The organism is Microbacterium daqui (assembly GCF_050408675.1).
GTDB lineage: Bacteria > Actinomycetota > Actinomycetes > Actinomycetales > Microbacteriaceae > Microbacterium.
The window spans coordinates 1-18,058 of sequence record NZ_JBNTKF010000032.1 but is presented as its reverse complement, the minus strand read 5'-3'; the positions used below and the strand labels follow the sequence as shown (position 1 = coordinate 18,058).

18 protein-coding genes and 1 pseudogene are annotated in these 18,058 nt (G+C 68.8%); 1 reads left to right on the top strand and 18 read right to left on the bottom strand.

Translation table 11 applies throughout. The annotated features are described in order from the left end of the window. Positions 1–111: 111 nt before the first annotated feature. Together ACQUSY_RS12850 and ACQUSY_RS12845 are read right to left on the bottom strand one after the other, a co-directional pair. Entirely contained in the window at positions 112–2,331 is a 2,220-nt protein-coding gene (locus ACQUSY_RS12850; RefSeq protein ID WP_428904841.1) for a DNA methyltransferase, read from the bottom strand. A 298-nt stretch (positions 2,332–2,629) separates the two neighbouring features. Continuing rightward, positions 2,630–2,962, bottom strand: a complete 333-nt coding sequence (locus ACQUSY_RS12845; RefSeq protein WP_045246029.1) for an ArsR/SmtB family transcription factor — start codon at positions 2,960–2,962, stop codon at positions 2,630–2,632. A gap of 78 nt (positions 2,963–3,040) precedes the next feature. Here ACQUSY_RS12845 and ACQUSY_RS12840 point away from each other — a divergent pair, with 78 nt between their 5' ends. After that, positions 3,041–5,077, top strand: coding sequence for a heavy metal translocating P-type ATPase (locus ACQUSY_RS12840; RefSeq protein WP_048809453.1), 2,037 nt, complete (start codon positions 3,041–3,043; stop codon positions 5,075–5,077). Between the two features lie 39 nt (positions 5,078–5,116). Here ACQUSY_RS12840 and ACQUSY_RS12835 read toward each other — a convergent pair whose 3' ends face one another. The 16 genes and pseudogenes from ACQUSY_RS12835 to ACQUSY_RS12760 all read right to left on the bottom strand — a co-directional run bounded on the left by ACQUSY_RS12835 (position 5,117) and on the right by ACQUSY_RS12760 (position 17,784). Then, a complete protein-coding gene (locus ACQUSY_RS12835; RefSeq protein WP_428904840.1) occupies positions 5,117–5,512 on the bottom strand; it encodes a DUF4307 domain-containing protein in 396 nt (131 codons plus the stop codon). 10 nt (positions 5,513–5,522) lie between these two features. Next, positions 5,523–7,502 (bottom strand): bifunctional copper resistance protein CopD/cytochrome c oxidase assembly protein, encoded by a 1,980-nt coding sequence (locus tag ACQUSY_RS12830; protein ID WP_045246025.1) that lies wholly within the window; start codon positions 7,500–7,502, stop codon positions 5,523–5,525. A gap of 129 nt (positions 7,503–7,631) precedes the next feature. After that, on the bottom strand, positions 7,632–8,648 hold the full coding sequence (gene ccsB, locus ACQUSY_RS12825) for a c-type cytochrome biogenesis protein CcsB (RefSeq protein WP_045246027.1): 1,017 nt from the start codon (positions 8,646–8,648) through the stop codon (positions 7,632–7,634). Between the two features lie 77 nt (positions 8,649–8,725). After that, positions 8,726–9,604: a M23 family metallopeptidase gene (locus ACQUSY_RS12820; RefSeq protein WP_428904839.1), complete on the bottom strand. Its 879-nt coding sequence runs from the start codon at positions 9,602–9,604 to the stop codon at positions 8,726–8,728. A gap of 21 nt (positions 9,605–9,625) precedes the next feature. Continuing rightward, on the bottom strand, positions 9,626–10,051 hold the full coding sequence (locus ACQUSY_RS12815; protein ID WP_428904838.1) for a M23 family metallopeptidase: 426 nt from the start codon (positions 10,049–10,051) through the stop codon (positions 9,626–9,628). A 63-nt stretch (positions 10,052–10,114) separates the two neighbouring features. After that, a complete protein-coding gene (locus tag ACQUSY_RS12810) occupies positions 10,115–10,843 on the bottom strand; it encodes a hypothetical protein (protein WP_428904837.1) in 729 nt (242 codons plus the stop codon). A 185-nt stretch (positions 10,844–11,028) separates the two neighbouring features. Beyond that, positions 11,029–12,648: an apolipoprotein N-acyltransferase gene (gene lnt, locus ACQUSY_RS12805; RefSeq protein ID WP_428904836.1), complete on the bottom strand. Its 1,620-nt coding sequence runs from the start codon at positions 12,646–12,648 to the stop codon at positions 11,029–11,031. Between the two features lie 3 nt (positions 12,649–12,651). Then, positions 12,652–13,593 (bottom strand): cytochrome c oxidase assembly protein, encoded by a 942-nt coding sequence (locus ACQUSY_RS12800; protein ID WP_428904835.1) that lies wholly within the window; start codon positions 13,591–13,593, stop codon positions 12,652–12,654. Next, positions 13,590–13,871 (bottom strand): cytochrome c biogenesis ResB family protein, encoded by a 282-nt coding sequence (locus ACQUSY_RS12795; RefSeq protein ID WP_428904834.1) that lies wholly within the window; start codon positions 13,869–13,871, stop codon positions 13,590–13,592. Before ACQUSY_RS12795 ends, ACQUSY_RS12800 begins: the two co-directional genes overlap by 4 nt. Next, positions 13,868–14,401 carry a signal peptidase II gene (locus tag ACQUSY_RS12790; RefSeq protein ID WP_045246901.1) on the bottom strand — a complete coding sequence of 178 codons (534 nt, stop codon included), beginning with the start codon at positions 14,399–14,401 and terminating at the stop codon, positions 13,868–13,870. The genes ACQUSY_RS12795 and ACQUSY_RS12790 overlap by 4 nt, the downstream gene beginning before the upstream one ends. Positions 14,402–14,478: 77 nt before the next feature. Then, positions 14,479–14,727, bottom strand: a complete 249-nt coding sequence (locus tag ACQUSY_RS12785; protein ID WP_428904842.1) for a TFIIB-type zinc ribbon-containing protein — start codon at positions 14,725–14,727, stop codon at positions 14,479–14,481. 15 nt (positions 14,728–14,742) lie between these two features. Further along, positions 14,743–14,883: pseudogene (locus ACQUSY_RS12780) on the bottom strand (TFIIB-type zinc ribbon-containing protein); the annotation flags it as partial. After that, positions 14,880–15,596, bottom strand: coding sequence for a copper resistance CopC family protein (locus tag ACQUSY_RS12775; RefSeq protein WP_204947465.1), 717 nt, complete (start codon positions 15,594–15,596; stop codon positions 14,880–14,882). The gene ACQUSY_RS12775 and the pseudogene ACQUSY_RS12780, both read right to left, overlap by 4 nt. Before the next feature lie 13 nt (positions 15,597–15,609). Further along, positions 15,610–16,629 carry an NAD(P)-binding domain-containing protein gene (locus tag ACQUSY_RS12770; protein WP_045246903.1) on the bottom strand — a complete coding sequence of 340 codons (1,020 nt, stop codon included), beginning with the start codon at positions 16,627–16,629 and terminating at the stop codon, positions 15,610–15,612. Continuing rightward, positions 16,629–17,297, bottom strand: coding sequence for a DsbA family protein (locus ACQUSY_RS12765; protein ID WP_045246904.1), 669 nt, complete (start codon positions 17,295–17,297; stop codon positions 16,629–16,631). Before ACQUSY_RS12765 ends, ACQUSY_RS12770 begins: the two co-directional genes overlap by 1 nt. 91 nt (positions 17,298–17,388) lie before the next feature. Then, positions 17,389–17,784, bottom strand: a complete 396-nt coding sequence (locus ACQUSY_RS12760) for a hypothetical protein (RefSeq protein WP_054678994.1) — start codon at positions 17,782–17,784, stop codon at positions 17,389–17,391. Between the last annotated feature and the right edge of the window lie 274 nt (positions 17,785–18,058).

The following is an 18,058-nucleotide window of genomic DNA, read 5'->3' as shown; positions in this document are numbered from 1 at the left end:
GATCGCCCGCCTCCTGCCAATTCGGGCAATCCTCGATATGCAGCACCTGGATCTTCACACGCCCATTCTCCCGCGCAACTCGCGGCGGCTGGCCACCCCGCACCTTCTTGATCAACACGCCCTAGTGGACTCCGCAGTGGACGCCGCTCGGAACTGCCGGACGGCGTCGAGACGACGCCGGAGCACGGGCGAGCGTGCGATGTCGCTGGGATCTAGATCCACGAGCCAAAGACACCAGCGCGGCTCGTTGTGGATGAGCTGGCGCGCACCGACGAAGGGGCGGATGTACTTTGCCGCGACAGGGTCCGCAGCGACATCGTCGTAGTCCTCCGCCTCGATGAGGAGGTTCCCGTCGTCACGCGCCATGTTGCCGAACACCATTGGCGGAAGCTGCGGGGCCAGTGGACTACGGCGCTGCTCGACAAGCGCGTTGGGCCCGTCCACGAGGTATCCGTTGAGCTGCCCGATCACCGGCAGCTCAACGGGTTCGCCCTTCACATTGCCCGAGTAGTCGAACAGTCGAGCGCGTTTCTTCTGCGCTCGGTCGAATCCGATGACAGAGCAGTGCACTGCGGCAGCGCCAGGCGCTTCGCTCGTCCACGCAAACGTCCTGTGCGCGAATTTGACACGCCACCCCGCGGCGAAGACAGGGCCGAACAGCGCCGGCACCGGCTCACCCTGCGCGATTGAGTTTGTGGAGACGAAGGCAAACTCGCCGGCGTACTGCGGCCGGCTGAACAGCTCGAGGGACTTCGCATACCAGCCGGTGACGTAGTCGAGCCGGCCGATGTCCTTGCGACGCCACACGTCGCGCAGCTCCTGGGCCTGCTCGAGTGAGCGGGTCGCGTGGCCTAGGAAGGGCGGGTTGCCCATGATGTACAGGTGCTCGCTCGGTTCGACGACGTCGGCCCAGTCCATGCGCAGCGCGTTGCCGACCTGGATGCTCCTGATCTTGTCCAGCGGAAGAGGATCTGGCGCGGCGCCTAGGGCCAGCTCCATCGCCTGGTTCGCTTGGTGTTCCACCAGGTGCAATGCGGTGGCGGCGATCTGCGCCGGCCATTCCTCGAGTTCGATGCCGTGGAAGCTGGTGAGACGCACCGCGAGATGCTCTTCGGTGAAGAACATCGTGCGTGAGGTCTCACCGGTCAGCTCTTGGATGCGCAGCAGCACCTCCAAGTCGAGAGCGCGCATCTGCCGATACCCGACGACGAGGAAGTTTCCGCAACCGCACGCCGGATCGAGGAACCGCATGTCGCTCATGTCGGTGCGCAGCTTCTTCAATGCGCGCGTGTCATGGAATCCATCTGCGAACCGTTGCCGGAGCTCGTCGAGGAACATCGGGCCGATGACCTTCATGATGTTGGTCTCGGTCGTGTAGTGCTCGCCGAGCTCGCGGCGGGCGACCTTGTCCTTCACTGCCTGGAACAGGCTGCCGAAGATCGCCGGGGAGATCGCCGACCAATTGAACATGGCCGCTTCGACGAGGCGATTGCGCATCGCGGTGTCGAAGGACGGGATCGATAAGGGCTCCTCGAACACGCCGCCGTTGACATAGGGGAATCGAGAGATCAGCTCGTCGAGGTTCGACTGACGGCGCCCCGGCTCACGACCCATCACCTGGTAGAGCAGCGACAGCTGAGGCCCGAGGTCGGATCCGTCTTGGGCGGTGCGTGTCTCGAGGAACTCGAGGAAGAGGTCACGGTCCCACACGCCGGCGTCATCGGCGTAGAGAGCGAACAGGGTGCGGACAAGGAACACGGACGCTTCGTGGTCGTCGTAACCGGAGCCCTCGAGGGCCTCGTATAGGGACGCCATCAGCTTCGCAGCCTTGATTGACGCCGCCTCCTGGGCTTTGGAGCCGAAGATCCGCTCGCCGTAGCCGGCGAGGAACGCCAGCTTGTCCGCCGCATCGCGCAGCTGCGCAAGCGTGAACTCGACAGGTGGTGAAGAGGTATCGGCGCGAAGGTCCAGCAGTCGGAATCGGTGGAAGTCGCTCGTTAGCACCCAACGGGGCACCTCGGGATCCGGTAGGTCGTCGATGTAGTCAAGCGCCTGCTGCTCTGCCGCGATGAGATCCTTCCCTGCCGACTTCATCTCGATCAGCACGAGACCAGGAATGAGGGCGTCGATGTACCCCCGCGATCCCGTCGACGAACGCTTCACCCGCCGCTCGTAGAACGCCGCGCGCGTTTGGGTGATCCCGTAGACGCCGAGCAGGTCGCGGACGAAGGACTGAGCCTGCTGACGCTCGTCACCCGGCTCGCCTTGCCAGTCGCGGATGAACTGCGCAGCACGAGTACGGATCTCATTCATCGACAAAGACTTCGGCACGGCACCACGTTATCCGGCGACGTGACGACAACGCGGGCGCCGGCGCAGCAGCAACAACAGTGTAGGTTCCCGCTCGAGATGGCGAGGAATGCCGCGATTCCACGGTAGTTGGCTGGGGTTTCGGGTTCAGGATTCCGCGAGTAGTGGCGGATTCTTACAGGAGCTCATGGCCGTCGCGGCGATCGGCTACACACCATGCAGCGTGTCCGAACCGGCAGCGACGCGCTCTCCCCGGCCGCAGCAGCGCCCCCCGACGTGAACGGGAATACTCTCGTCAATCGGGGAGCTCCGGCAGGCGTCATCCTCCGCCGGGCAGATGCTCGAGGTGCCCGATGGCCTCCTCGAGCAGTTCGGAGACGTGGTCGTCGAAGAGCGAGTAGTGGATGTGCCGGCCGTCGCGCGTGCCAAGGACCAGGCTCAGATGCCGCAGCAGCCGCAAATGGTTCGATGTGGTCGTCTGTCCGATGTGCAGCTGTTCGCTGAGGTCGGTCACGGTGCTCGGCTGAACACTCAGCGCGCTCAGAATGCGCAGCCGCACAGGTGACGCCAGTGCCTGCATGATCTCGGCGAGACGCTCAGCATCCGCTACGGACAGGGTCCCTGCTTCCCGACGCGTCTCAGTACCGGCCATGCTCACCATCGTGCCCTCCGATCACGATAATCATTCACAACTACAATATGTCATGATCTTGTGATGTATCCTCGTCGTATGACTGCTTCTTCCCCGACGACTACCGCGCCCGCTGCGGAGACGCACGACCATTCCCACGGTTCGGCCCGGTGGGAGCTGTGGTTCGCGATCGCCGCGGGCGTGACCTACGCCGGCGGGATGATCGCCGAGTTCGCGTTGGGGCTGCCGATGGTCGGGTGGCCGTTGGTGTTCTTCCTCGCCACCTACTTCTTCGGTGGGTTCTTCACGTTCCGCACCGCGATCGCCTCGACGATGCGAGGGAAGTTCGAGGTCGACTTCCTCATGCTGGTGGCCGCGATCGGCGCCGCCCTCATCGGCCGGTGGGCGGAAGGGGCGGTGCTGCTGTTCCTGTTCAGCCTCGGCCACGCGCTCGAGGAATACGCCCTCAGCCGTGCCAGCAAGTCCATCGAGTCCCTGGCCGAGCTCGCTCCCCGCAGCGCCCTGGTGCGCCGCGGCGGGGACGAGCCGGTGGAGGTGCCGGTGGAGGAGATCGTCGTCGGGGACATCGTCGTCATCCGCCCGAACTCCCGCATTCCCTCAGACGGGTTCGTGATCTCCGGGGTGTCCGCGGTGGATCAGTCCGCGGTCACCGGGGAGTCGATTCCGGTGGAGAAGGAGCCGGTGGCCGACCCGGAGCGGGCGATGCGCACCGTCGACACCCTGCCCGCCGCCAACCGTGTGTTCGCCGGCACCGTGAACGGGTCCGGCGTGCTCGAGGTCGAGGTCACCGCGACCTCCGCGGACTCGACGCTCAGCAAGGTCGTCGAGCTCGTCCGCTCCGCCGACCAGGCCGCCTCCCCCACACAGCAGTTCATCGACCGGTTCCAGCGTTGGTACGTGCCCGCCGTGATCCTCGGGGTCGCCGTCACCCTCCTGATCTCCTGGCTCGCGTTCGCGCAACCGTTCCCCGACGCGTTCTACCTCGCCATGACCGTGCTCGTCGCCGCCAGCCCCTGCGCGCTCGCGATCGCAACCCCGGCCGCGGTGCTGGCAGGGGTCGCCCGTGCTGCGCGTGCCGGGGTGCTCGTCAAGGGCGGCGCCCCGCTCGAGACGCTCGGGCGGGTCAAGGCGATGGCGTTCGACAAGACCGGCACCCTGACCTGGGGTGCCCCCCGGGTGACGTCCGTCACCCCCGCCGCCGACGTGCCCGAGTCCGAGCTGATCCGCACTCTGGTCGCTGTCGAAGCGCTCAGCGATCACCCGCTGGCCGAGGCGATCGTCCGCGACCTCGAGCCCCGCGTCCCCCAGGCCGAGCGCCTCACCGCGACAGACCTGAACGCGGTCGTCGGGCGTGGCGTCACGGCGACGATCGACGGCGAGCGGGTCGACGTCGGCAACCTGCGCATGTTCGACGAGCAGCAACTCGCGCTGACCGGCACGCTCGCCGACGCGTACACGCAGGCGCGGGACTCCGGGCAGACGCTGATGATCATCCGCCGTGGCGACCGGTTCCTCGGCATCGTCGGCGTGATGGATGCGTCCCGCGCGGAGTCCGCCCAGGTGCTCAGCGCGCTCCGGGGCGCGAACGTGGGGCAGCTCGTGATGATCTCCGGCGACAACCAGCGCGTCGCCGACGCGGTCGGCCGGGAAGTCGGCGTCGACACCGCGATCGGCGAACTGCTCCCCGAGGACAAAGTCGCTCAGATCACCCGCCTCGCCGAAACCCACCGACCGATCGCGATGGTCGGCGACGGCGTCAACGACGCCCCCGCGATGGCCCGCGCCGACGTCGGCATCGCGATGGGCGCCGCCGGCTCCACCGTCGCGTTGGAAACCTGCGACATCGCGCTGATGAGCGACGACCTCGGCCGCGTCCCGTTCGCCGTGCGGCTCAGCCGCGCCACCAGCCGCATCATCCGGCAGAACCTCATCGCCAGCCTCGCGATCGTCGCGTTCCTCATCCTCGCCACCTTCCTCGGCCTGAACATCGGCGCGGTCGTACTCATCCACGAAGGCTCCACCCTGATCGTCGTCGGCAACGCACTCCGCCTGCTCAACTTCGAGCGCGGCAAAGAGCACCACGGCATCGACCACGAAGACAGGCCCACCGCTTGAGAGACTCAGCCGGCGCAGGCGACGGCCTCCCTTGCGCGGCTATGTGGCCCAGCAGGATTGCACGGTGCCGGTCGTTGCCTGCGCGACGGTCGGGATGGTCTCCACGAGTGCTCGTGTGATCTCCTCGGACGCGGGGTACTCGATGACCCGCCAACCGACGATGCCGAAGGCCTCATCCAATGCCTGCACCGCGCATGCGAACGACGTCCCAGCGGGTGGCGTGGCTTGGAAGGATACGGTCACGGTGCGCGCATCGACCAGCTCGTATCCGGTCTCGTCGAATCCGACGTCGTCGAGCGAGTTCGAGACAGTCAGCCACGAAAGCCCGGCGACAGACAGGATTGCCGCCGTCGCGACGGTGACCCAGAACACGCGGCGGCGGATGGGCCGCGGTCCCCGACCGTAGCGGTCGGCGAGCTCCTCTTTCGTCGTCACGTAGTGCGCCCTATCTGCGGCTGCGAGCATCGCGGTCGGCGAGCTCGGTGAGGCGTGCGTTGTAGGCCTCGAGCTCGGCTTCGCCGGTGCGGTCGGCGTGCCGGTCTCGCCGCTTGGTCTCGCGGTCGTCGCTGCGACTCCACTGAATCGCGACCGTGATCGCGAGGATCAGGGTGGGGATCTCACCGATCGACCACGCGATACCGCCGCCGGTGTACTGATCCTCGAGCGGTGTGACACCCCAGGTGCGACCCATCGACCCGAACCAGTCGGCGACCATCAGCCCCGACTGCATCATGATGGCGATGCCGAAGAACGCGTGCATCGCCATCACACCGATGAGCAGCAGCAGCCTGCCGGCGTAGGGAAGCCGCCACGGCACCGGGTCGATGCCGATCAGGGAGAGCGCGAACAGGTAGCCGGTGATGAGGAAGTGCGCGATCATCCACTGGTGGCCGAGGTGGTCGTACAGCGACCAGCGGAACAGGTCGGTGTAATAGAACACCCACAGTGAGCCGATGAACAGGGCGGCCGCGACGAACGGGTTCGTCAGGATGCGGGCGACGGGCGAATGCACCGCCCACAGGATCCACTCCCGCCCGCCGCGGGTGCCGTCGTCGCGTTTGCGGATCGCCCGGGCGGCGAGGGTCACCGGGGCGCCGGCGACCAGCAGCACCGGGATCGCCATCGTGAGCAGCATGTGCCCCACCATGTGCATGCTGAACAGGTAGTCCTGGTAGACGTTGACGACGCCGCCGGTGACCCAGACCAGCAGCACCATGCCGGCGACCCACATGATCGTGCGATACACAGGCCACGCGTCGCCGCGCCGGCGCAGCCGCCACACCCCGGCGAGATAGAAGAAGATCGCGAACCCGGCGAGCACCGCCCACAACATGTCCACGTTCCACGCGGTGACCCACCGTTCGATCGTGAGCTCCGGGGGCAGCGGGGCACCGGTGAGGCGTTCTGCCGGCGAGGGGATCTCGGGAAGCGGGGCCGGGTTCGGTGGCGGAGTGCGGGCCAGCGCTGCGGCGGCGCCGCTGGCCACACCCATCAGTGCCAGCTCGAACGCGATGAGCATCCAGAAAGGGCGGGATGCCGCGTCGGAGCTGCGCATCCTGCCGATCAGGCGGGTGCGGTACCACGCCCCGAAGAGGCCGAGGCCGACGAGCGCGACGACCTTGATGCCCAAGATCGCGCCATAGGGCGAGAGCAGATCGGACCACTCCTGCAGGCCGATGGCGGCGCGCACCGTGCCGGACACGGCGACGAGCACGAACGCGGCCAGAGCGATGCTCGAGTAGCGGGCGACGAGATCGGGGATGCGGCGACGGTCGAGGGCTGGACGGACGGCGATGAGCAGCAGGAGCCCGCCGAGCCACACCGCGGCGCCGATGATGTGCAGGATGAGCGCCATCATCGCCTCGTGGTGGAAGGCGTCATCGCCGGAGTGCCCCTGCGTGCCCATCGGCACGAGCGAGGCCACCGCCACCAGGGCGACCAGAAGCGTCCCGACCCAGGACCGCACGGCGAATGTCAGGACGGTGAGGGCGGCGCCGGCGACCGTCGTGATCAGCCATGTCCTGCCGACCTCGAGCTCGACGAGGAACCGGCCGAGCTGGGCACCGAACTGGGGGCCTGCGTCGATGGCCGGGTTGAACACGCTGAGAAGCGTGAGGAACCCGGTCGCGCCCGCGGCCACGGTGAACAGGGCTGCAGAGATCGACGCGGTATCGAGGGCGACGTCGAACTCGCGCTCACCGGCCCGCAGCGTGAACAAGGCGGTCACGAGCACACCGACCATGCCCGCGGCGGCGAGATTCACGACCAGTTTCGTGACCGGAAGCCCCCAGCGCACAACAGGGCCGGCGTCGCCGAGTGGGATCTGCGCAGCACCCCCACCGAACCACAACGCCCCGACCAAGGCGATGAGTGCGACCCCGCCGAGGATCGCAGGCCCTGCGACCCGCAAGACGCGAGGAGTCATTCCTGTCGCGGTCGGAGTGACCGCTGTCCGCGTTCAGTGGCATCCGCACCCGTGGTGGCGGGAATCGAGAGTATCGGGGTCATGTGCGTGCTTTCGGCTCGGGCAAGAGGGCGGGGCAGGGGTGCGGGGTCATGTGAGCCCGGAGTAGGAGTGGAGGCCCTGGAAGAACATGTTCACGATCGTGAAGTTGAACAGCACCGCGACGAACCCGATGATGGACAGCCAGGCGGAGCGGGTGCCGCGCCAGCCGCGGGTCGCGCGGGCGTGGATGTAGCCGGCGTAGAGCACCCAGATCACGAACGTCCACACCTCCTTGACATCGAAGCCCCAGTAGCGACCCCAGGAGTCGTTGGCCCAGATCGCGCCGGCGATCAGGGTGAACGTCCAGAACACGAACCCCACGATCGCGAACCGGTACGCGAGGGACTCGAGCACGTCGGCGGCGGGCAGAGTGCGCAGAAACCCAAGACCGTCGGCGCGGGCAGTGTCCGAGGATGCTCGGGTGCGGCGCTCCCGGCGGGCCTGCAGGAGCTGGGTGATGGAGATGCCGCAGGCGATCGCGAACAGGGCGGTGGCCAGGGACGCGACGAAGACGTGGATGACCAGCCACACGCTCTTGAGCGGATCCATCAGCGGAACGACCTCGACGTAGAACGAGACCGTCGCGCCACCCAGCAGCAGCACCACCATGCCGATCAGGAACGCACCGAGGAAGCGGAGGTCGTAGCGGCGCAGCACCAGCAGGTAGACGGCCACGATCAAGACCGTGCCGGTCAGCGCGAACTCGTACATGTTCGCCCACGGCACCCGCTCCGCGGCGATGCCGCGCAGGATGGTGCCGGCCAGGTGGAACAGGAACGCGAGGACCGTCAGCGACGTCCCGATCCGCGCCCACAGCAGCCGTTGACGCTGCGCGGGCGGCGTGCGAACACTGTCCACCGACCCACTCTGGGCGTTGTCCGTCTGCTGGCCCGCCCGTGCGGTAGCGCCGGCCAGGACCGGCTCCCGCTGCGGGACGCTGGCGGGGACGGAGCGCCCGGCCAGGTCGATGGTGTACGCGATGAACGCGAGCAGGTAGGTGGCGATCGCCGTCCACACCAGCAGCAGTGAGATGCCGTCGAGGGAGAGCGCGTCGGTTCCGGTCATGGCAGGGTCGTCCTCTTCGTCGTTGCGGTCAGGGGGTGCCCGCGAGCGGGGTGGCGCGGTAGATCCGTGCACATCGGTCAGCCCGCGTTCGCTTCCAGCCAGGCCAGCGAGTCCACGGCGGTTCCGTCGAGGTAGACCTCGAAGTGCAGATGGTTCGCGGTGGAGCGTCCCGTGCTGCCGACGAGTCCGACCAGCTGCCCGGCCGTGACGGTCTGCCCGGCGGCGACCTGCCGGCTTCCGGTCTGCATGTGCGGGTACACCGTGCTCACCTGTTGCCCGTTCAGCACGGACTCCACCACCACGGTCACCCCGTATCCGCCGTAGCTGTCCTGCGAGATCCGCACGACGCCGTCGACGGACGCGTAGACGGGGGTTCCGCCGGCAGCGACCATGTCGGTGCCCATATGCGCGCCGCCTCGAGCACCGAAGCGGTCGGTCACGGTGAACGGACCGCCCACCGGCCACCGCACGGCTCCACTGCCTTGGGGCACGATGCTGTAGTCGAAGGGCACCGAGGCGACTTGTGCGGAGGCGCGGGCACGTTCTGCGGCTGCTTCTGCCGCCTTCTTCTGGTCGATCTCCGCCTGGGTGGTGGCCGAGTAGCTCTCCCGTGTGAGCTGCGTCCCAGTCGCGTCGGAGGCGACGATCAAGGATTGCGCGTCCTCGGACGCGACTTGCTGCAGTGTCGGGATCTCGAGGTCCGCCGGCTGCCAGGCGGCATACGCGGGGAGGGCGAAGGTGGCGATCAGGCCGGTGACCACCGTCAGGACCGCCAGGGAGCGCACTGGGCGCAGCGCGATTACCCGACCACGGGCGGACGTTTCTGCGGGCGGGCGCCGTGGGGGGCGGGTGGTGATGCTGGTGACTGGCGGGGTTGCGGCGCGGCGGAGGCTGCGGCGCGTGGGGGGCGTCTGGGGCTGGTCGCCGCCGCCGGGTGGGGCGGTCTGGTCAGTCATGATGTCCTGGTTCGTTTCGGATCAGATGGACACGCCGCGGTCGGCGAGGAAGGGGATGGGGTTGACCGGGGAGCCGTTCACGTAGGCCTCGAAGTGCAGGTTGCAGCCGAACGCGTTGCCGGTGTTGCCTTCGCTGCCGATCAGGTCGCCGGCGTTCACGCGTTGGCCGTATCCGACGTAGAAGCCGCCGGGGCGGATGTGGGCGTATCCGGTGCCGATCCCGCCGCCGTGGTCGATCTTGATGTAGTTGCCGTAGCCGCCGTTGTACCCGGCGTAGACGACGGTGCCGGCCGCGGCGGCGTAGATCCCCGCGCCGCATCCGCCGCTGAGGTCGACGCCGTAGTGGTAGCTGGTCGAGCAGTACCCGTTGCCACACTGGGAGCTGCGCGGCCCGAACCCCGAGGTGCGGTGCCCGGAGGTCGGCCGTGCCCACCCGGAGCTGACCACACCCCCACCAGCACCTCCCGAGGCAGCGAGCCGTTCCGCTTCGGCGCGCTCCGCCGCTCGCCGCTACTCCTCGGCGATGCGGGCAGCCTCCACCCCGGCCTGATAGTCGGCGATGGTCTTCGCGGTGGTGTCCTCGAGGGCGGCGAGCTGGGCCTGCAGCTCGCCGAGGTGGAGGGTCTGCGCGTCCAGCGCGGCCTGCGCAGCATCGGCGGCCTGCTGCGACTCGAGCATCTTCTGCTCGGCGACCTGCTGCAGCCGGTCGCGCTCATCCCGGGCCACCACCGCCTGATCGGTCAGGCTCTGCGCGGCATCGCGGGCGGTGAGCGCCGCAGCGTAGACGGCCTGGTTGCGTTCCAGCAGCTTGTCCATCACGCCCAGCCGGGACAGGAGATCGTCCGCGGTCGCGGCCGACCCGGAGAGGAACAGCTCGAGGGAGGTGGTGTCGCCCCCGTCGCGGTACAGCTGCGCGGCGATGCGGCCGGCCTTGTTCGCCGCGTCGGTCGCGTTCTGCGCTTCCAGGTCGGCTTGGGACTGCAACGTGTCGGCGCGGATGGATGCGTCGAAGTACTCCTGCTGGGCGGTGTAGAACGCGCCGGCGGCCTGCTCGGCGGCGGTGCGGGTGCGCGCCACCTCGCCGGTCAGGCTTTGGATGAGGCCCTGGATCCGCTGCACCTCGGCAGCTTTGGTGGCCTCGTTCGCTTTCGCGGCCTGCACGTCCTCCCAGGACGGATAGGTCGCCGCGAACGCTGCCGGCAACAGCGGGCCGGCGACCAGGACGGCTGCCGCGCTCAATGTTCCCGCCGTCAGCAGAGTGCGCCGGCTCACCCCGGCCCGGAATGCGCGGCTCTCCGCGGGCGTGGGCGCGCACCCACACTCCTCCGCCGTCAGGTCACCAGGAAGGGTGAGATCGCTGCCCGTCGCCAGCGTTCGCAGCGACCAAGCCAGTCGACCTCCGGCAGGCCTCATCCGTGGCGTGTTCATGGGTGCCTCCCCGGATCAGTCGAACGATCTGCGGCGGCCGCACGCGTGCGGGCACGGTGGGAGAACCCCGCCGCGGTGAGAGCGCCGGCGGCAGCGAGGACGATGAGAGCGGTGAGCCAGGGACCGAGGATCACCGCCGGGGTGAGTCCGGTGCGCAGCGGGACGGTGGTGATCGACGCGTCAACGGTGTCGACGCCGATGCTGTCGACGGTGGTGCCGTCCGGGGTGATGACCTGGCTGGTGCCCACCGTGGAGACGTTGACGACCGCGCGGCCGGTTTCGATGGCGCGCATCCGGGCGAACGCGAGCTGCTGCAGGTTCTCGTCGGTGCCGCGGAAGTCGGCGTTGTTGGTCTGGAACACGAACACCTCTGCGCCGGCGCGGGCACCGTCCCAGATCACGGCGTCGTAGATCACGTCGAAGCAGATCGCCAACCCCACCCCGACGTCGCCGACCTGCACGAGCGGCGGGTTGCTGCCGGGGGTGTATTCGCGTTGGATCAAGCCCACCAGGTCGGGGACGATCAGCTCGTAGAACCACCGGTCCGGCACGTACTCGCCGAACGGGACCGGGTTGACCTTGTCGTGCCACTGCCGGCCCGTGGGATCCGCGGTCCACAGCAGGGACGTGTTGAAGACATCGTCGCCGCGGGTGGTGGCGGCGTTCATCAGCAACGGCGCCCCGGCCGAGCGCACGACCCGGTCCAACGCCTCGGCGGCGGCGGGATCACTGAGCGGGTCGGCGTCGACGCCGCCCTCCGGCCAGGCCAGCAGATCCATCGGCTGCCCGTACAGCGGCACCGTGGCGGCGGTCTGCGCGGCCAGGACGTCGCCGGGCGCCTTGTCGTCGAAGTACCCGGTGGGACCGTTGCCCTGCACCCATCCCACGCGGAACTCCCCGGCCGGCGCGGTGGGGAACTGCGGCGCTATCACCAGGAGAGCGGCGACGCTCACAGCAGGGTGCAACCCGAGCATGAAGCGGATGCCGCCGGCGCGGATCCACTGCACCACAGAGGCGCACAGAATGACGATCAGCAGGGACAGGCCGGTCACGCTCGTCCACGACACGGCCTCCGCGAGCGGGCCGCCCACCTGGGTCATCCCGAGGCGCGCCCACGGGAACCCGGAGTACGGCCACGCACCCATCACCACCTCACGGGCCGTCCACAGAACCCCGATCAGCGGCGGTACCGCGAGCAGCTGCACGAGGCCGCGGGCCGGATAGCGGGCGGTCCACCGGTAGGCGAGCGCGATCGGCACCGCGCCCGCGCCGAACAGGACCGCTTCCAGCCCGGCGAGGGCAAGCCACGGCACCGGGCCGAGGAACTCCCCCACCCACACCAGATGGGTCGTGTAGAACACGGCGCCGAACACAGTGCCGACCAGCAGCGCCCCGCCGATGCTGCGGCCGATCAGGGCCACCAGGGCGACCGTGACACTCACGAACGTCAACGGCCACCACCCCACCGGTGCGGAGGCGAGATCCAGCAGCAGGCCGGCGGCCGCGGATGCCAGCACCGCCGCCCACACCGGCAGCGACCATGCCGCCACGGTGCGGCGCGGCGTCTCCTGCTCCGGCGCGGCGGCCGGGGCGGGTGTCGGCAAAGGCGTGCGCATCGGTCAGGTGTCTTTCTGGTGGAGTCGGGTGAGGTAGTCGTTGTACGCGTCGAGCTCAGGGTCGCCGTGTGCGTCGGCGCGACGGTCGGCGGCGACCGCTTGGGCGGTGTCGTCGCGGAACCAGCGGTGCATGACGTAGATGAGCATCAGCAAGGTGGGGGCCTCGCCGTAGGACCAGGCCAGCCCGCCGGCGAGGCGCTGGTCTTCGATCGGGTCGATGCCCAGCGCGCTCGTCGGGCCGGCGAACCCGTCGATGAGGGTAGTGGTGGCCATCATCAGGAAGACGCCGAAGAAGGCGTGCAGGGCGGCCTCGGCGAACACGTCCAGGGCGCGGCCGCCGTGGCTCATCCGCACCGGCAGCGGGTCCGACGACAGGATCGGGATGGTGAACAGCATCCCGGCGACCAGGAACCCGACCTCGAGGAGGGTATGGCCGGTGACGGTGGACAGGATCGGATCGGCGAAGTTCGCCAGGTACAGACCGTAAAACGCGGCCAGGTATAGCGGCACCGCCAGCCACGGGCTGAGCAGCCACCGTGCGGTGCGACTGCGTAGCCCGGCGTGCGCGGCGCGGAGCACCAGGAGACCTGGGCCGTGGTGCGGGGTGGCGCGCAGCAGCAGGGTGCCGGGAGAGCCGAGGACCAGCAGCGGCGGGATCGCCATCATCAGGGTGAGCTGCTGGAACATGAACACCGAGAACAGGGCGTACCCGAAGTTCTCCACCGCCAGGCCGGTGACCGCGGCGAGGGCGACGCAGCCGAGCAGGAAGCTGACCGTCCGCCACACCGGCCAGCCGCGGCCGCCGACCCACATCCGGATCGCACCGGCCAGGTAGGCGACCGCGAGGAGTCCCGCGAGGAGCGGTAGCACCGGAGCCGGAAGCGGGGCCGGGGTGAGGAACCCGCCGAGGGTCGGCGGGGCGTCCGGGATCCACACGGTCGTCACGGTGTGTCCTTCGCAGGCTGGTCTACGCCGAGGGCGTGCGCGTGGCGGGTCGCGAACTCGTCGACGGCGCGCGCCAAAGCGGGGTCTTCGCCGCGGGCCAGTCCCGCGTACTCGACGTGCACACCATCCGGGGTGGTGCGGGCTTTCACCCAGAGCCGGCGGCGGGGCACGAACAGGCCGGCGAACAGGCCGAGGGTGGCGAGCACGGAGAACGCGAGCACCCAGCCGCTGCTGGGGTCGCGTTGGATCTGCAGCGAGGTCCGCTGCTTCGCCATCATGACCCGCTCACCACGGAGCCCGTCGCAGGCGCCGCGCTGTCCGCGCTGACGCGGGAGCGGCGGTGTCGGGTCCACAGGCTCAGGCCGAGGACGATGACGCCGGCACCGAGGGCGACGTCGGCGAGGTTGCCGATGAACAGGTTCCCGTAGGCGAGGAAGTCGGTGACGTGCCCGACCCCGAACCCAGGGGGGGAGAACAGCCGGTCGATCAGGTTCCCGATCGCGCCCCCGAGGATCAGGCCGATCCCCATCGCCCACCATCCGGTCCGCGCCCGCGCGGCGGCGACGACCAGCAGCACCACGGCACCGACCCCGAGGAGAGTGAGCAGCCCGGTGACCCCGGCTCCGAGGGAGAGGATCGCGCCGGGGTTGAACGCGAGCTGCAGCCCAAGCAGATCCCCCAGCAGCGGGATCCGCTCCTCCTGACTCAACCCTCCCAGTGCGGCCGCCTTCGTCGCCTGGTCGACCAGGACCACCACAGCGGCGGCCAGGCACGCGACCGCGAACCGCCGGGTCTGCTCACGAACCATCAGCGGCTCCTCCTGCGTTCGCGAGGGCCGCTGATAACCCGGTCATCAGACCGGCTATCAGGAAGAGGTTTTTGGTGTCAGAAGTCGAAGAGGTCACCGAGGAACCCTTCCTTCCGCCGACGCCCGGAGCGACCGTGATGATCCCTGTCGCGGTCAGAACGGTGGTCGCCCTCGCGCGGATAGGGGGCGGTGCTGGTTTGCCGGCCGCCGCCGGCAAGGTCGGCGGCGCGGTCGATGATCTTGTCGAGCTCGCCACGGTCCAGCCAGACGCCCCGGCACTGCGGGCAGTAGTCGATCTCGACCCCGGAGCGTTCCGTGATCAGCAGGGCNCGGCCGCCGCCGGCAAGGTCGGCGGCGCGGTCGATGATCTTGTCGAGCTCGCCACGGTCCAGCCAGACGCCCCGGCACTGCGGGCAGTAGTCGATCTCGACCCCGGAGCGTTCCGTGATCAGCAGGGCGGTCCCGTCGACCGGACATTTCATGAGGGGTTCTCCTTCTGTTGCTGGTCGTCGGCGGTTCCACCATCCGCGGCGGCCGCGGCCGCGGCTGCTCGGTCGCGGCGACGACGCTCTCTGGCCACCATGAGCACGACCACCAGCGCGCCGCCCAGCACGATTACGCCACTCAGGACCGCAAGGACGGGGAGGAGTTCCCAACCTCCGGATGGCCCGTTGTGAACCTCTCCGGACGTATTGGCGGCAGATGTGGGAGACGGGTCGGGTGTCTGCTCCTCGGTCGCTTCGGGGGTAGGGGCGCTGGTGGGGACGGTGACCGCTTCGACGGTGTACTGGTACTCGTTGCTGATCGGGTGCCCGTCGCTGGACACGACCCGCCACCGCACCGTGTACACGCCCGCCTGACCAGGCGTCACCGCCTGGGTGACCGTGGTCCCGTCGATGACCGGATCCCCCGATGCGATGTTCTGCCCGTCCGGGGCGACCACCTCAATGATCACGGCGCTGAAATCGGTGAGGATCTCGCCGCTGAACGTCAGCGAAATCTCCTCCGGGACCACGCTGACCGTGGATCCGGCTTCCGGGGAGGAGGAGACGATCTCATCGTGCGCGGCTGCGGGCGCCGCGGTGGCGAACAGGAGCCCGGCGGCCAGCAGCAGCGTCGTCAGAGTGGACAGGAGGAGGATGCGTCTCCGTGAGCCGGATCGGTGCGGGTGTTCGTGGTCGGTGACGGTGGTCAAGGCGGTGGTCCTTTCAGGGCCGGTTGATGATGTGCTGGGCGATCGTCGTCGCGTCTTTCCAGACCCCGGCGAGGGTGTCGGAGCCGCGGCCGCCGTACTGCGGCATCCCCGCCACGAACAGCCCGGGCAGGCCGGTCAGGGTGCGCCGCGGCCGGTCGACGCGGGCCGGTTCCGGGAGCCAGTCGTCGCCAGGGGTGTAGCCGGTGGCGAGGATCACCGAGCGGGGGGATGCCTGCGTGCCATCGGCGAAGGTCACCCCGGCGCCGGCCGCGTCCTGCACCGCAGCTGCGATCGTGACCCCGACGCGGCGCAGCTGCTCATAGCTGTCGCCGAAGATCGGCTCGGGGCGACGCTCCCGCGAGAACAGCGGCACCCTCTCCCCCGCCGCGGCGGGATAGCTCATCGCGGGGCGATGCTGCCGCCGGGTTCGCACGGACAGCGTCACGGTGTGCGACGCGGACAGTTCGCGGGCCAGCTGCACACCGCTGTTCCCGCCGCCCACGATGAGCACGTCGCCGACGGGGATCTGCTTCGGGTACAGGTACTCGCTGCTGTGCAGCACCACCCCGGGCATCGTCAGCAGAGACGCCCACTCCGGAATCCGCGGGTGCGCGGCCGCGCCCGTCGCGCAGATCACGTTGCGGGTCTGCACCTCCCCTGCCGTCGTCGACAGCAGCAGAGTCGAGCCGTTCCCGCGATGCTCCACCCCGGTCGCCTGGATGCCCCAGACCGTCTCCACGCCCAGCCCGGCTTCCACGAAGGTGAGGTAGTCCGCCATCTCGTCCACTCGCGGATGCCGGCGCTGGTCACCCAGCAGCCGCCGCGGAGACAGCGCGCTATGCCGGGCGTCGCTGAGAAGCTCCATCGAATGCCACCGTGAGGACCAGGAACGCTGCCCCGTGCTGGCGGCGTCGATCACCACAAACTCGTGCTGCGGCCGCAGCCCTTCCGCGGCCAGAGCCGCGGCAACCGCGAGCCCAGACTGCCCGGCGCCGACGATGATCGCCCGCCGATGCGTCAAACCCGCCCGCATCACCGGCCACCGTTCACCGCAGCCTGGATGGCGTTCTCGAGGTCGTCCCACTCCTGCAGCTCGAGCAGCTCACCGTCGAGGAAGAACGTCGGCGTGCTGCTCACCCCGAGCGCCTGGCCCTCCTCGAAATCCAGCTCCACCCGCTCCGCCGTAGCCGGGTCCGCCACGGCGGCGTCATAGGCGGCCATGTCCAGACCGATCTCCTCCGCGAAGCCACGGAACAGGTCGGCGCGAGACTCCTGCGCCTCACCCCACTCCGCCTGCGTCTCGAACAACCGGACATACATGTCCTCGAACCGGTCCTGCTGCGCGGCCGCTTCCGCCGCGACCGCCGCGTTCTTCGAATTGAAGTGACCGGGCAGCGGGAAGTAGCGGACCACATACGTGATCTCCCCAGCGAACTGCTCCCGCATATCCTCCACGATCGGGAAGAACGCGCCACACGCCTCGCACTCGAAGTCGAGGAACTCCACCAGGGTGACAGCGCCCTCCCCGCCGTCGTCGAGGACATGCGAGCTCTCCCGCACCACCTGCGGGGATGCGTCACCGCCCCCAGATGAAGGTGGAGCGGACTGGCTCTGATTGACAAGGACATAGATCAACGCGGCGATCACCATCACCACCACAACGGCAATGGTGACGAGCGTCGCCTTCACAGGGGTTTTCATCGGGTACTCCAAACCAAGACACGGCACAGGACAGAACCCGGGCACGCAGCCCGGGACGAAGCGCCACCCGGAAAGGGTGGCGTGCCAAATGTCAGGTTCGGGAAAGACCCAACTGCGTCAACGAAAAGACAATCGGGTGAGCACGGGCAGCCGGCGCCGGAAGCAGCGAAGGCATCCGTGGCCCGTCACCGAGAACCGGAGGCATCCGCCGACGCCACAACCCCCGCAGCACCACCATGAACGTCAGCCCGCACAACACGCCCAACATGCACAGCGCAGCGCCCACCAACGCGTTCGGCCCAGAAACGACGCCACCGGCGACCGCCTCGTGCTCGACTGGGGCGTCTGCCACGGGCTCGACGTGGGGGTCCATGAACCCAGAAATCACCAGCGGAACAGGAGTCGAACCGTCCGCCTCTGTGTGACCCGTCGCTGCCAGACCCAACATCAGCAGCAGCGCCAAACCGACGCTGGTAATGAGCCTCATTATCAACAATTGCTCATTCAGCGTCGTGGAGCGCGGAGTCCGGGCCGAAGAGATCATCGCCCACAGCCTACCATGCGCACCTAAACCCATTCGGAGCCCGGTTCACCCGAGCACGGGAGCGCCGGCCGCGCCGGCCGGGTCCGGCGCGGCTAGGGCGTGTTGATCAAGAAGGTGCGGGGTGGCCAGCCGCCGCGAGTTGCGCGGGAGAATGGGCGTGTGAAGATCCAGGTGCTGCATATCGAGGATTGCCCGAATTGGCAGGAGGCGGGCGATC